At 65.3% G+C, this 14,501-nt stretch carries 12 protein-coding genes and 1 pseudogene; 6 read left to right on the top strand and 7 right to left on the bottom strand.

Translation table 11 applies throughout. The features are described from left to right. Positions 1–165: 165 nt before the first annotated feature. Positions 166–789 carry a DUF4145 domain-containing protein gene (locus ACFY12_RS15010; protein ID WP_390716195.1) on the top strand — a complete coding sequence of 208 codons (624 nt, stop codon included), beginning with the start codon at positions 166–168 and terminating at the stop codon, positions 787–789. A 2,532-nt stretch (positions 790–3,321) separates the two neighbouring features. On the opposite strand, the gene ACFY12_RS15005 is transcribed toward ACFY12_RS15010, so the two are convergent. From ACFY12_RS15005 to ACFY12_RS14975, 7 genes are all read right to left on the bottom strand, one after another. Further along, complete coding sequence (locus tag ACFY12_RS15005; RefSeq protein ID WP_390716194.1) at positions 3,322–3,516, bottom strand: hypothetical protein; 195 nt, start codon at positions 3,514–3,516, stop codon at positions 3,322–3,324. A 50-nt stretch (positions 3,517–3,566) separates the two neighbouring features. Then, positions 3,567–3,851: a hypothetical protein gene (locus ACFY12_RS15000; protein ID WP_390716193.1), complete on the bottom strand. Its 285-nt coding sequence runs from the start codon at positions 3,849–3,851 to the stop codon at positions 3,567–3,569. Between the two features lie 245 nt (positions 3,852–4,096). Then, the gene (locus tag ACFY12_RS14995) at positions 4,097–4,573 is read right to left on the bottom strand and encodes a hypothetical protein (protein WP_390716192.1); all 477 of its coding nucleotides are present in this window, start codon (positions 4,571–4,573) and stop codon (positions 4,097–4,099) included. Between the two features lie 83 nt (positions 4,574–4,656). After that, positions 4,657–5,553: a hypothetical protein gene (locus ACFY12_RS14990; RefSeq protein ID WP_390716191.1), complete on the bottom strand. Its 897-nt coding sequence runs from the start codon at positions 5,551–5,553 to the stop codon at positions 4,657–4,659. Continuing rightward, positions 5,550–6,467: an ABC transporter ATP-binding protein gene (locus ACFY12_RS14985; protein ID WP_390716190.1), complete on the bottom strand. Its 918-nt coding sequence runs from the start codon at positions 6,465–6,467 to the stop codon at positions 5,550–5,552. The genes ACFY12_RS14990 and ACFY12_RS14985 overlap by 4 nt, the downstream gene beginning before the upstream one ends. Before the next feature lie 400 nt (positions 6,468–6,867). Continuing rightward, positions 6,868–7,347 (bottom strand): hypothetical protein, encoded by a 480-nt coding sequence (locus tag ACFY12_RS14980; protein WP_390716189.1) that lies wholly within the window; start codon positions 7,345–7,347, stop codon positions 6,868–6,870. A 468-nt stretch (positions 7,348–7,815) separates the two neighbouring features. Then, positions 7,816–8,703: an NAD-dependent epimerase/dehydratase family protein gene (locus ACFY12_RS14975; RefSeq protein WP_390716188.1), complete on the bottom strand. Its 888-nt coding sequence runs from the start codon at positions 8,701–8,703 to the stop codon at positions 7,816–7,818. A 434-nt stretch (positions 8,704–9,137) separates the two neighbouring features. Between ACFY12_RS14975 and ACFY12_RS14970 the strand changes: the two genes are divergently transcribed. The 5 genes and pseudogenes from ACFY12_RS14970 (at position 9,138) to ACFY12_RS14950 (ending at position 14,472) form a co-directional block, all read left to right on the top strand. After that, entirely contained in the window at positions 9,138–9,905 is a 768-nt protein-coding gene (locus ACFY12_RS14970; protein WP_390716187.1) for a class I SAM-dependent methyltransferase, read from the top strand. Between the two features lie 452 nt (positions 9,906–10,357). After that, the gene (locus ACFY12_RS14965) at positions 10,358–10,666 is read left to right on the top strand and encodes a hypothetical protein (protein WP_390716186.1); all 309 of its coding nucleotides are present in this window, start codon (positions 10,358–10,360) and stop codon (positions 10,664–10,666) included. 229 nt (positions 10,667–10,895) lie between these two features. After that, a pseudogene (locus tag ACFY12_RS14960) lies at positions 10,896–11,882 on the top strand (bifunctional MaoC family dehydratase N-terminal/OB-fold nucleic acid binding domain-containing protein); the annotation flags it as partial. Positions 11,883–12,463: 581 nt separating this feature from the next. Continuing rightward, the gene (locus ACFY12_RS14955; protein WP_390716185.1) at positions 12,464–13,630 is read left to right on the top strand and encodes a lipid-transfer protein; all 1,167 of its coding nucleotides are present in this window, start codon (positions 12,464–12,466) and stop codon (positions 13,628–13,630) included. Positions 13,631–13,938: 308 nt separating this feature from the next. Beyond that, on the top strand, positions 13,939–14,472 hold the full coding sequence (locus ACFY12_RS14950) for a SigE family RNA polymerase sigma factor (protein ID WP_390716184.1): 534 nt from the start codon (positions 13,939–13,941) through the stop codon (positions 14,470–14,472). Positions 14,473–14,501: the final 29 nt, after the last annotated feature.

Here is a 14,501-nt window from a genome sequence, read left to right as displayed (position 1 = left end):
CCGAAACCACATGACGGATGAGGGGCCATAAGCTACCGTCCAACTGTGCGTGCGCTATCTGATCAGCTCACCGAGCTTGAGCTCCCAGCCGATAACACATCTACGTTTAGGACTTTTAAACGTCAGGTCTACCTCTGCTGCCCACACTGCGCAATGAATACGTCGATGGACATATCTCAACGCAAAGAGCTTCAAGCCCTGACTCAGACAATGTCAGATGGTGCAAAACGGAACCTCACTCTGTTTACCGTCACTTTGGCCTGTGACTATTGTTCGGGTAACTCCCTCTTCTTATGGAAGGTGATCAATCCCGCAATCATTGATTCCAATGCCCGTTATGAGACTGCTGACCTCACACGCGTGTATCCGGCGTCGGATCTGCAACCGCGACAGGTATCTTCAGACGCGCCACCGTTGGTGCGTGAGGTGTTCAGGGAGGCCGCGCTGGCAGAAGCGGCAGGGGCTTACCGACTAGCGGGGGCGGGTTATCGGGCAGTTGTGGAACAGATCGCCAAGGAGCAGGGAGCCACCGGGGGAAACTTGCATGCTCGCATCACTTCCTTGGCAACTCAGGGGGTTCCACAGAATATCGTGGAAGCGTTCCATGAGGCACGAGCAGTCGGAAATGATGCCGTTCATGACGGATTGGCATATTCGGCAGAAGAGATCGCAGATGTAGCCGAGTTGATTAACGAAGCTGTCTTCGTTCTTTACGTGCAACCCGCACAGCGGCAACGCATGGCGGCGGCGCGGGCTGCCAGGCGCCAAGCAGCAAAGACTTCCCCGTGAGGCGCTCGCCGGGCTCCTGCTTCACAGGCTCAAGGTGTTAGTCAATTAACGCGGAGAAGCCACTCGTGCTACTTGGCTGCAGCCTCTCATCTCACGGTGCGAATGGGTGCCGAAGTTCGGGCCTGCGTATCTCCACGCTGGTGGTGTGGAGAGAGTTTGAGGTCTGGTCCTTGGGGTGAGAGAAGGGGTCCCTTACGCTGGTCTGCGAATCGGGCAGGCTCCTGACCTGCCCACAATAGCCCGATGTGGACCCCCTTCTTCTTAGAGGCTCGCCCCAAGGGTCAGACCTTAAAATCTCGGAGCGCCGCCAGTCCCCGCCCCCACCTGCCTCCTCACCACGTCCCACTCGCACTTTTCTCGCCGCCATCGGGGATCCTCGCCTGGCCCGCCCTTGAGCCACGTACGCCGGCGGCCTGGATCGCTGGTCTAGCGGTAGGTGACTGGTGGCCGGTTTGGTGGAGGGTGGCGGTGATGGTGCCGGCCTGCGGGGTTTCTGCTCGGTCCGGCGCTGCTTTGGGGCGGGACAAAGCGTCGAGCGGATTACCCCGTGGCAGCTGCCGGGGCTCAGTCGTGGGCATGCATGGGGAGTCCTGGAGAACTTCGCATTCCGCGATTGGCCCGGCGAATCCAGGCTGCTGCTGAAGCTCGGGAATATGGGCAGACGGTCTATCTGGAGCAGGGGCGCGACGTTGAGGTCGGCCATGTGACTATCTGGCGAGAAGCCGTCCGAATCCCATGGTCTGATGAGTCGGTGGTGCGATGTTGTGTGACAGGCGACGAAAATTCAGAGGCGGCGTAGTGGGAAGCGATGTGTCGCCTTCGTCATATGGATATGCAGCCGTACCCTAAATTGGCATGAGTCGACATGCCCCAGTTCAAGCTGCCATCAGACAGGTTCTTGAGCAGGCTACTACCGTTGAGCCGTATCCCGCGTCTGTGAGTTGGCGAAAAATCGCAAGAGAAGTATACGGGCATCGTTATCTTCGGGAAGGGGATGTTCGTAACGTGCAGCGGGTGGCCGATCGGATGCATGACGTAGTTTGCTCTACGTACTTTAAAACCAATCGCCGTGCGGGTGCGTTCCTGCGGCCCGACCGAGAGCAGTGGTGGATCAAGGGTCTAATTTGGGAGTCGCGTGGCCCCGTTACCTATCTGTCCGACGATAGTAACTATCGCCCTCCGTCGCCCCATGAAATCTTGGAGGCATTTGTTCGAGGGTGTCACGAAGAAGTAGTCAACGCAGATTTGTCGCGCGTTGTTAAGATTGTCAATAAGCATTGCGGTACTTATTTCGATCCCGCAGGAGTGGTCTGGTGGAGAGTCGGCCTAGAGAACCAAAGGAAGTTGGAGCGTGAAGACCTGATTAAAGAGTTTCACGGGGCTTTGTGCCTGTTTGTTGCTGCTAAGGAGCGACGAATGGTCAGAGTAGGTCCTTTCGAGTATGACCCAGCGGGCACTTTTAAGTGTCCGTGCTGCGGGCAGCCCTGGGAGCCCGGTGAATTCCCAGCGCAGCGGTCTTACTCTCCACGCCAAACTATGCGTTCTCAGTAGGCGTGCGAATACGGTTGTGTGAATCTCAGGCGCCGGTCTCTCCGCAGGGCCTGGTGGAGATCGGGCGACTTCTCGCGATGGACTGGGACTCCTAGCCCTGCGGAGGGCCACAAGGTTGTCTAGATCTTCGACGGTGGTGTCCTGTCGCTGGATCTTCATCCGCGAAGTGTGGAGGCAGCCGTGCTGAGCGTCGCGGCTCGCGTCGGCCATGCGAAGGAGCGCGCGGCCAACCTCCGGCCAAGCACGGCCGTCCCGTAGCTGCTCGCGCCGCTCCGCCCCAGGCAGACTCGGGTTTCCCATGGGAGACCCAGCAGCCTTCCCGCCTGTTAACCCCTGTTGACCTGCAGCGATGCGAGGCATGCTGGGAAGGCCAGTGGGTGGACCTATCGCCGGGCGGTGGCCTGTGAACACAGGACTTCGGAGCGCGCGAACGGCGCGTGGCTCGTCTCAGGAGCGACTGGTGCGCGAAATCGAGCAGTACGCCTGACGGTAGGTCACCGACGTCTCCTCAACCGCGAGTCTGCATATGTACGTGTCCGAGTGGGCGAACGGCAAGAGCACCATCTCGGACCGCTACGCGGCAATCCTGCGCCAGCTTCTCGGCGTCACAGACAGGGAGTTGAGGGGTGGCCCGCTCGCGGTAGCACCATCGATGGCCGACGGGTACGACGAGCTGTTGAGCTGTATCGACTCAGCCGGCAGCGTCAGCGAATCCATGGTGAAGGCGTTCAATGACCAGACCGAGCTACTTCACACAGCCTCCGGGCGTGTATGCCTTCTCACGGCGGTGCGAGCGTGGGCCCCTCAGGGGGCCCTGTGGACCGCCCGTGGACCAGTGCCCTAAACGGCTTGCGCACCGCGTCCTACCTCGGCTGACGACTGGCCGCCCCTGCGGCGCTGAGCCGCTACTCGGTCCGATGACCGGCCGCGTGGATCTCGGGGACGGCTCGCTGGGGCCTCGGGGACAATGTTCCGTCTCAGTCAGCCCGCATAGCTCAGCTGTAACACCGTAATGACCTTGGTTTGGTGCCCGATCAAGAGGACGGCGATCGCGTGCTCGGTCGTAAGGGAACGGACGACGCCGTCGTCCTCTCCGTACGGTTCGGTCGCCGCGAAGAGGTCGTCGCAGACGGCAGCGAGGGCGTAGGAGAGCCGGACACTGGCGTCCGGCGGCATGGCGTTGTGGACGGCTTCTGTGTCAGGGCCGTACTTGAGACGGAAGACGATCAGGCGACGCCACGCGTTCGAGCAGATGCGGCTTCGTCGCGGATGCGATCGGTTACGTCGATCCACTCACCGGGCATCTCTCCGGTCTGAGCCTCGACGCGAGCCAGCTCCCTGCCGCGCTCGGCCGCTGCCGCCATGCCGGCCGCGATGGCCTGCCACTTTGCGAACACCGTCACGATCTCGTGCACCGAGGCCCGATTGATCTCGCTGAGGAACCGCTGCTTCGCCGACGGGCTGCCGAGCGCCTCACAGATAGATTCGATGGTCCAGGTCTGGTCACTCACGGCCTGAGCCTCCCGCGATCGTCGCGTTCCTTCCCGCTTACCGTACGCGTGGGTGCTCGCCCGCGTCAGCCTCTCGTCTTCCTCTGCCCGCTGTGCCGAGGGCTGATCGAATCCCTCTCGGGCTGGCTTCGGGCATCCGACCTCCTCTTGGCCCACTTGTGCCGTACCGGAAAAGGGTTGCATGTGGGGGTGCTGGCGTCGGTGCCACGACTTTCTCGGCGACTGGCCTCAGAGGCTTTCTGCCATCAGTCCCACGCGTTGAAGAGCACTCCGCCCAGCGTGGTGATGCCGTAGTAACGAATCTCGCGCCATTGCACATCGTCCAGTACTGAGGTGTCCACATCAGAGAGGGGTGTGGAGAGCTGGTCGTCATCGAGGACCACGAACCCTGCGTGGACGAAGGCCTGAGCCCACGGTGGTGGAGTGAGAAACTCTGGGCTGCACCAAGCCGGGCATTCCCGGACGAAGGCGATCCAGGGGTGATAGGCGTGACACAGGACGATGGTCTCGTCCGTGTCACCGATGACCGATGCGGTGTGGAACGTGCGCGGGTACGCCTGTTCTTCCACCTCACCCACCCTGCCTCCGGCGGAGCGGGCAGCACCGTACAGAGCGGTACGGAAGGCCCGCAGGTCGGTTTCGGGAAGCGGGCCTTCCTTGGGCCGGAAGAAGCCTGTCGCTCCCCGCGGCAGCGTGAAGCGGGCGTTCTCTTCATTGGCCATGCGCTCATCATGCCTCGTGCCGTGCGAGAGCCGGACTGCTGGCCTGGCCTGAGACGTCACACAGAGTCGTGCTTTTCACGCCATTACGGGGCCTCCCGGCGCTGGTAGACCAGCCACCCGCACCCTGCGATAACAAGGGTGTATGTGCAGAAAACCGACAGGGCTACTCCGGGTGACAGGTCGCTTCCGATGAGCGCCATGGTGAAATCGTCGGCTGTCCCAGCGCCGTTCATCGCCGCTCGGGCTGCTGCGAAGGGGAGCCAGCTCGATACGTCGCCTGCGCCCGGGATCCGTTCAAGGGCGAAGCCGACGATCCGTTCGACGAAGAGCGGCCACAGGCTGAGAGCCAGGGCTGACGCTACGCGGCCACGCACCAGCGCGGCCAGGCCTGCGGCCAGTACGGGAAGACATGCCATGACCAGCAGGTATCGCAACAGCGGTGCCAGCGCGGCCGCCCAATCAGGTGGAGTCACCCCTACCACGGCCAGAGATACAGCGCCCGTTGCGGCACTCAGAGCGAGGCTGAGTCCCGTTGCCACAAGAGCTCCGGTCGCTCCGACGATGAGCTTCGCCACGTACGCGTCTCTGCGGCTTCCAACGGTCAGCCACGTTGTCCGTGCCAGCCGGTACCCGAATTCGGAGGTGACTGATCCGGTCCCGAGAGTGAAGACCAACAGCCAGGCAGTCATGGGGAGTTGCATTGCCGTCGGGTTGAACTCAAGGGTGTCCACAAGACGGGCAACTTCGAGGAATTTCCTGCCCCCGCCCTCCGGGGAAGTCGATTCCGTCGGCAGCAGCACACCGTTCAGGAGACTGAAACCCGCCAGAACCGCCAGGACGATCCAGGTGGACCGTAGCCCCCTGAGCTTCAGGTACTCGAATCTCAGTGCCCGGCTGAGCGCCCTCCCGGCAGGGGGCATCTCCGGGACTACCGGCTCGCGGGTGATGGTAGGTGTTTCGGCGGACTCAATCGGTCTCATTGCACCTTGAACTCCTGCTCGGCAACGGACAGGTAGAAATCTTCCAACGTGGGCTGGCTCTCTCCCAGCCAGTGCAGAGGCAAAGAGTGTTCAGCTGCCAGGTCCCCGACCTGGAACCGTGTGAGTCCGGTGACCTCTGCATTTCCCTCGGATACGAGACGAAGAGTCCCGCCCTTCCCTTCTACGAGGGGTTGCAGGCGGTCCAAGGCCGGGCTTTGCACCGTGACTCGGCTGTGCACTGCGCTGCCGAGATCCTCGATGGTTTTCCTGGCTATCACTTGACCACGTGCAAGCACGACGATGTCATCAACCAACTGGCCCAGCTCAGCCAGTTGATGGCTGGATATGAGTACAGCCCGTCCGTCGTCGGCAAACGACCGAAGCAGGTTCCTCAGCCAATGAATGGAGTGTGGGTCGAGTCCGTTGGCAGGTTCGTCAAGGATCAGTATGCGCGGGTCTCCGAGGAGCGCCTGCGCGATTCCTATGCGCTGTGCCATTCCCAAAGACAGCCGTCCGAGATGCAGTGCTTCGGCTTCTCGCATCCCGACCCGGTCCAGCACTTCATCCACGCGCACATGGGGAACACCCATGCCGGCAGCCACCATGCGAAGGTGTGACCGCACGGTGTGTTTGGGGTGGCCGGCAATGCCCCCCAGGGCCGCTCCGACGATCCGGGCCGGGTCGCGCCATGCCGTGAGTGGCCGACCCATGAAGAAGGTTTCACCGGCTCCCGGCAACAAGCCGAGCATCATACGGATAGCCGTGGTCTTGCCTGCCCCATTCGCGCCCAGAAAGCCGGTGACCATTCCTGGGGTCAGTTCCAAGGAGACCCCGGAGAGCACACGACGCCCCCGGAAGTCCTTCGTCAGATCGCGGGCACTCAGCAATTTCGGCCTATGGTTCGGCTCACCCATGTGTCAACCAGGACAGCAACCCGAACACCGTGAGGAGACTGAGCGCGAACACCCCGCCGACACCAGGGGACTTACGCCGTGCCGCACACCATACGGCCATGCAGGCCGAGGGCACCCATCCGCAGCAGTACAGAATCCATCCAACTTGCACAGCAGACTCGGTGCGAACAAGGACGAACGCTATAAAGGCAGCCATGCAGAAAAGCGCCGAAGAGCCCCACATGTTGTCAGAAACGATCTGCTCGCGAGTCTTTTTCATTTTCACCTCTATGCTAAATGAGCTCCTCCCGGAGTTCCCGGGAGGAGCTTTTTTCGATGGTGGTCCAAAACTCGGAGTATCGCCTGGGAGGGCAAGCGGCGCCCGTTGGCAGGGGCTTAGAGTTTCAGACCATGCATCTGATTAAAGGTGGGCGAGATAGTCAATGAGCTGGAACATGATGTACTCGGGAGTGGCCTTGATGGCCCACTTGACCGGGTTCCAGTTGGACAGGCTGTTCACCCAGCCCTCGAAGGAGCGAGCGCCCTTCTTCGCCGCGTTCACCGCTGCCTTCATCAGCCCCGGCGACTTCTTCAGCAGGGCGATAAGGCTGCCGAGCTTGCCGCCCGCAGCCCTCTTGACCCGGTGCTGATCGCCGCTCTCCGACTCGGCGGCCTTTGCGAGCGCAGTCATTTCGGTGAGCTGCTGCGGGGTGATCTCGGCTTCGCCGTTGGTGGCAGACGCCGGGTTCGCGGCCTTCAGCGTTGCGAGTTCCGCCGCGGAAACGGGAGCCGAAGCGGCGACACGGTGCGATTCGGCGGCGCCGGCCGCAGGAGCGGCGATGCCGAAGGCGACACCGGCCATAGCGGTAGCGGCAGCTATGCGGATGTAGTTGTGCTTCACGTACACTTCCCCTGTAGTCGGGGGGAGAGGGCATACGGATACGCCGCTTGGCGTGGAAACTGAACGGCCCCCGTTCCTTCTCCCCCTGGTTCTTCACCTCGGCCACTTGGCTGGTCAGGCCGGGCGAGCTGCCGCAACGTTAAGTCACTCCGTGTGCCAGATCCAAAATGCACTGCGGTGAGCTGGATCACTTACTGGGCAGTATTTAAGGGTGCGCCCGATTTGGCGCTTTAATCCCCGTCAAAACGCCCATACCTCCTGGCAATTGGGGTCGGATTTCGATTGAAGGTGAGTTAAATGGTCCCGCCATCTTTTATTGCTCGGCCATCCAGGCAACCTTGACGGTGTGTATGGCGTCCACGGCCGCTCCAGGCGAGAGAAACGAATCCGACCGCGTCTGAGATCAGTGCTTCAGCCATGCGCTCTGCGGCGGTCGCCTCGCGCCAGGCGGGGCTGCGGTCGGATCACTCATGAGTTCTGCCCGTCAGCGCCGTCAGTGCCGTCAGTGCCGTCAGTGCCGGCAGAGCCGACGGTGCCGTCAGCGGCAGCGCTCAGGAGTTGCCGGATTCCGCGAACAGGGCGGTATCCGAAGGCGTTCGCGGCGGCGGTCGAGTCGTACACCCGGTCCAGGCGATCGGGCACTGGCCACCCCCGGTCGCGGAATGCCTCGGAGACGCCCGGAGCTCGACGGGCGAGGAGCGCGCCTGCGTCGCGGTGAAGGGCAACGCAGTCCTCGCGGTGAAACGGGTGCGGCCCGGAAATGTTGAACCTGCCGGTCACCCTGGTGTGCTGTGCGGCGAGGACCCCCGCCGCCGCGACGTCGGCCACGTCGACCGCCCGGTGCAGCAGGTGGCGGGCCAGCACAGGCAGGGGCTCCGGAAAGCATCGCGCTATGCGCAGCGTGACCGAGGAGATGCCGCAGGCGGCGACCAGGTCCTCGGCGGCCAGTTTGGTCTCGTCGTAGATGTCCCGGGGGAGCGGCGTGAGCTGCTCGTCCACCCAGACCGCGCGGTCGGTGGGCACCAGGGCGTGTCCGTAGACGCTCGTACTGCTGATGTAGAGAACACGCCGGACGCCGAAGTGGGCAGCGTCGTCGAGCAGTTCCGCGGTCACGCCGACGTTCACGGTGCGGAACTCTTCATCGGCCAGGCGTCCGACGTGCGGGGCGTGCAGCGCGGCGGCGTGGATCAGGACATCGGCCGACTCCAAGGCGGCCCGCCGCACACGCCGGTCTCGCAGGTCTCCGGTGGCACTCGTCCAGCGGCCGGGCACCCGGTCCACGCCGCGGACCACCCAGCCGGCCGCGTCGAAAGCCGCCGCCAGGGCCGATCCGACCCGGCCCGAACTCCCCGTCACCACAACCACCCCAGCAGGGGCTCTGCTCCGCCGCTCGGTGCGCACATCCTGATTCTGCCATCCCCTCGAGGAACCGATCAGAGGAAGCCGCGCACCATCGGACCGGACTGGACCGGGCCATGCCCTGAAGGGGCGGGGCCAGTCCCAGTACCTGTCCCAGTCCCAGCCCTCGTCCCTGTCCCTGTCTGTCCCTGTCCCAGTACCTGTGCCCGCCTCCCCCAGTCTCTGTCCCTGCCTCTCCCAGGGGCATTGACGCCCGAATCGGCAGCTCTCCACAGGTGTCGACGAGGTCGGGGCAGGTGAGGCGCTCGGAGGGGGACCAGAGGCACTCAGAGAGGCTCATGGGAATGCCGGAGCGTCATCGTGATGATGATGGGTGATCGTTGGGGGGAAATTCGCTGGCGGGGTGGTGGTGTTGCGGCGACTGTGGAGGTATGACGCGATCGTTTGAGGAATTGGTGGCCGAGGCGGAGGCCGTGTCCGTCGAGGGGTGGGACTTCTCGTGGCTGGAGGGGCGGGCCACGGAGGAGCGGCCCTCGTGGGGGTATCAGCGGGCGATGGCGGAGCGGCTGGCGCAGGTGTCGGCGGCACTGGACATCCAGACGGGCGGCGGGGAGGTGCTCGCCGGGGCGGCGAAGCTGCCGCCGGTGATGGTTGCCACCGAGTCCTGGCCGCCGAACGTCGCCAAGGCCACTGCGCTGTTGCATCCGCTCGGCGCGGTGGTGGTGGCCGATGCGGATGAGCCGCCACTGCCGTTCGGTGACGCGGCCTTCGATCTGGTGACGAGTCGTCATCCGGTGACGGTGTGGTGGGAGGAGATCGCTCGCGTGCTGCGGCCGGGCGGTACGTACTCCTCCCAACAGGTCGGCCCGGCGAGTGTGTTCGAGCTGGTGGAGTTCTTCTTGGGGCCGCAGCCGGAGGAGGTGCGGCGGGCCCGGCATCCTGACGATGCGCGCCGGGCGGCGGAGGCGGCCGGGCTGGAGGTCGTCGATCTGCGTGCCGAGTCGCTGCGGACCGAGTTCTTCGATATCGGGGCGGTCATCTACTTTCTGCGGAAGGTGGTGTGGATGGTTCCGGGGTTCACCGTGGAGGAATACCGGGATCGGTTGCGGGAGTTGGATGCGTTGATCCGGAGGGACGGGTCGTTCGTGGCGCATACGACGCGGTTCTTGATCGAGGCTCGGAAGCCTGGCGGTGTGTGAGCTCGGTGGTGTGAGGTCGGCGGTGTGAGGCTGGCGGTGTGTGAGGCCGGCGGTGCGTGGTTCCGGCGGTGCGTGGTGCCCAGTTGGGTGCGAGGCTCGCTTGTGTTTGATGCCCGGTTGCGCTTGGTCATGGCTTTATTTTCGTACCGATGTTCGATCACGGGAAGGGGGAGCGGGAAGGGGAGTGGGGGCGTGGGGGATGGTGTGCACGCCGGGGGGCGTGGGTGAGGGGGCGCCTGCGGGGGGCGTGATGCGGTAGGGGTTTAGCTCGGGGTCCTCATGCTTGCGGGGGAATCACCCCTGTGTGGCGGATTCGCCGGGGATTCGGTGGGCAATCCTGGGGTCGCGACGTCGCGACGTCACGGCGAACATCGCGGTAGCCGGCCGGCCAACTGCGCGATGGTCATGTGGAGTTCAGTGGAGTTCATGCGTGTTCCGTGGGAGGAATAGACATGGCAAGTACTCGTACCGCTCGCGCCATTGCCGTGGCCGCAGCGCTGCCCTTCGCGGTTTCGCTGCTTTCCGGTGTGGCGCAGGCCGATAACGGCGGATTTGCGGATCATGGGTCGAACTCGCTGGTCACGAGCCAGGGCGGGACCGATATCAGTGGCACCAACAACGGCAATTCGACCGCCGGCCAGCTGGTCGCCAACGGTGCCGGTTCCACCACTCCGAACAGCACCGCGAGCGTGAGCGGCGACGGATTCACCCACGTCGACCAGACCAACGCCACCCTCAACTTCGGCGGCGACAAGGACTGACCCGGCGCCGCCAAGGGGAGAGCGGCTGACTGAAGGGTGATGTATCGGGGTCGGCGCGAAGGGCGATGGGGTCGCTCTGGGGTTCATGGTGTCGGCCTTGACAGTGAGCGGGTTTCTGACGGACAGTCAGGAACCCGCTCGCTTGTTTGTTTGGCGGCATGCGGGCGGGGGGCGGTTGGGGGACGGAGGGGCGTAGGGACGGAGAGCGGAGGATGGAGGGGGCGACCGTATGGCGAAGTCGGGAGGTCCTCGTGTTCCGAGTGGTCCCCGTGTTTCGGGTGGTCCCCGTGTTCCGGGTGGTCTTTATGAGCGGTTGAAGGCGTACGAGGGTGTGTCGGCCGCCACCACGGGCGTCGGCAAGGATCCGGTGAACGCCCCGATGATCCGGCACTGGTGCGAGGCGATGGGCGATGCCAACCCGGCGTACGAAGGTCCGGACGCCATCGCCCCGCCGACGATGCTCCAGGCCTGGACGATGGGCGGCCTCTCCGGGCACACCGACCGCTCGGCCGCGTACGGCGGGCTGTTCGGGCTGCTCGATGGCGCGGGCTACACCTCGGTGGTCGCGACGGACTGTGAGCAGGAGTATCTGCGGCCGCTGCGTCCGGGCGACCGGATCACCTTCGACGTGGTGATCGAGTCGGTGTCGGAACGCAAGGCGACCAAGCTGGGGGCGGGGCACTTCGTCACGACGCGGATGAATGTCCGGGCGAACGGGGAGCTGGCGGGGACGCACCGCTTCCGCATCCTCAAGTACGTACCCGGGCAAAGGAAATCGGACGTCCAGGAGGTGGGGCATCTCGAAGTGTCTCGACGCCCCCGACGGCCCCGCCCCGTGATCAACCGGGACAATGCCGGCTTCTGGGAGGGCGTGTCCCGGCACCGGCTGCTGATCCAGCGGTGCGGCGGCTGCGGCACACTGCGCTTCCCTTGGCTGCCCGGCTGCCATGCCTGCGGGTCGCAGCACTGGGACACGGTTCAGTCATGCGGGGACGGCACCGTCTACTCGTACGTTGTCATGCACCACCCGCCCTTCCCGGCCTTCGACCCGCCCTACGCGGTGGGGCTGATCGAGCTCGCCGAGGGCGTGCGGATGGTCAGCGACGTGGTGGGGGTGCCGTACGGGGAGGTGCGGATCGGTATGCCGGTGCGGCTCGAATTCCGGCGGGTGGATGAGGAGTTGGAGCTTCCGGTCTTCAGGGTCCTCGGTGAGGGCGACGAGGATGTTGAGTGCGGCGAGGGCGTTGAGTGCGACGAGGGCGTTGAGGGCGTTGAGGAGGAGAGGGACCTTGAGGGGGGAAGCGTGAACATCGGTGACGCTCTGCCGCCGCTGGAGATTCCCGTCACCCGCACGCTGATCGTGGCGGGTGCCATCGCCTCGCGGGACTACCAGGACGTACACCATGACGCCGAGCTCGCGCGCGCGAAAGGGGCGCCGGACATCTTCATGAACATCCTGACGACCAACGGGCTCGTCGGGCGGTACGTCACCGACTGCCTCGGGCCGGCCACCGTCCTGCGCAAGGTCGCGATCCGTCTCGGCGCGCCCAACTATCCCGGGGGCACCATGACCCTGACCGGCACCGTCGTCGCCCGTGACGGGGACGTCATCGACATCCGCGTCGTCGGTACGAACGGCATCGGCCGACACGTCACCGGCACGGTCACGGCGCAGACAGCGGCGGCGAGGACCGCAGAGGCGCGGACAGCGGCGGCGAAGACGGCAGAGGCGGATGGGGCGCAGGGGACGCAGGGGGCGCAGGAAGCGCCGATGGAGCGGATGCCTGGGGCGACAGCGTGAGCCTTCGCCGCGCCGACACCCTCTCCGGCCGCGCCGCCATCGCCGGTATCGGCGCGACCGAGTTCTCCAAGGACTCCGCCCGCAGCGAACTGAAGCTCGCCGTGGAGGCCGTACACGCCGCCCTCGACGATGCCGGTCTCGCCCCGGCCGACGTCGACGGCCTCGTCACCTTCACCATGGACACCACCCCCGAGATCACCCTTGCGCAAGCAGCCGGCATTGGCGAGCTCTCCTTCTTCTCCCGCGTCCACTACGGCGGCGGCGCGGCCTGCGCCACCGTCCAGCAGGCGGCGCTGGCCGTGGCCACCGGAATCGCAGAAGTCGTCGTCTGCTACCGCGCGTTCAATGAACGTTCGGGCCGCCGATTCGGTTCCGGCGTCCAGCACCGCGAGCCGACCGCCGAAGGCGCGGCGCTCGGCTGGTACCTCCCCTTCGGCCTGCTCACCCCCGCCTCCTGGGTCGCGATGGCGGCCCAGCGTTACCTCCACACCTACCGCCTGTCGTCCGAGGCGTTCGGCCGGGTCGCCGTCACCGGCCGCCGCCACGCCGCCCGCAACCCGGCCGCGTACTTCCACGGCAGGCCCATCACCCTCGCCGACCATGCCGCCTCGCGTTGGATCGTCGAGCCGCTGCGCCTGCTGGACTGCTGCCAGGAGACGGATGGCGGCCAGGCGCTCGTCGTGACGACCTCCGAGCGCGCCCGGGATCTCCGCCGTCCGCCCGCCCTGATCACCGCCGCGGCCCAGGGCGCCGGCCGCGCCCAGGAGCAGATGACCAGCTTCTACCGTGACGACCTGACCGGCCTGCCGGAGATGAACGTGGTCGCCCGCCAGCTCTGGCGCACCTCCCGCCTCACCCCTGCCGATATCGACGTCGCCATCCTCTATGACCACTTCACCCCGTTCGTCCTGATGCAGTTGGAAGAATTCGGCTTCTGTGCTCCCGGGGAGGCCGCCGACCTCGTCGCCGCGGACACCCTCCCCCTCAACACCCACGGCGGCCAGCTCGGCGAGGCCTACCTCCACGGCATGAATGGCATCGCCGAGGCCGTACGCCAACTCCGCGGGACGTCCGTGAACCAGTCTCCGGACGCCGCCCATGTCCTGGTCACGGCGGGGACGGGAGTCCCGACCTCGGGACTGATCCTCACCGCGAGCCGGTGACGCGAGCCGGTGACAGGGGCGGTGACGCGAGCCGGTGACGGGGGCGGTGATGCGAGCCGGTGACGCGCGAGCCGGTGATGGGGGCGGTGATGCGGGGCGGGCACTCACCGCGAGTTCTCACCGCAAGTTCTCGCTGCCAGCCGGTGACCCACAGCCTCCCCAGGCATTCCCCCACCCTGAGATACCCCGCCCCCGACCATCCCCCCAAAGGAGGTGGGGTCACCCCTACCTGTACGTCTTGAGACGGAGGCGGCTTCGGCACCTGGGGCCGATCCGTTGGGACCCCCCTCGCTTCTAGCGTGGAATCCATGACCACGCCTGTGTGCACCAGCGCTTCGACCGCCGCTGTGTTCCCGTCGTTCTCGTCCTACGTACGGGCCCGGGGGCCGGTTCTGCTGCGTGCCGCGCGGTCCCTGTCCGCCAACCCGAACGACGCCGAGGACCTCCTCCAGACCGCCCTGGCCAAGACCTTTGTCGCCTGGGAACGCATCGAGGACCACCGCGCCCTGGACGGCTATGTCCGCCGCGCGCTGATCAACACCCGTACCTCCCAGTGGCGCAAACGGAAGGTCGAGGAGTACGCCGTCGACGAGCTCCCCGAGCCGGACCCGCTGCCCGCTCCGGACCCGGCCGAGCTGGCGGGACTGCGTGATGCGATGTGGCGAGCGGTGATGCGGCTGCCCGCCCGTCAGCGGGCCATGGTCGTCCTCAGGTATTACGAGGACCTCAGCGAGGCCCAGACCGCCGAGATCATGGAGGTCTCGATCGGCACGGTCAAGAGCGCCGTCTCCCGCGCCCTGGCCAAACTCCGGGAGGACCCGGAGCTGGCCATGATCGCCTAGGTCCTGTCGTCACGACAGGGCCCAGGGCC

The sequence above is a fragment of the Streptomyces sp. NPDC001339 genome (assembly GCF_042895955.1).
GTDB lineage: Bacteria > Actinomycetota > Actinomycetes > Streptomycetales > Streptomycetaceae > Streptomyces.
This window is presented reverse-complemented; position numbering and strand designations above follow the sequence as displayed.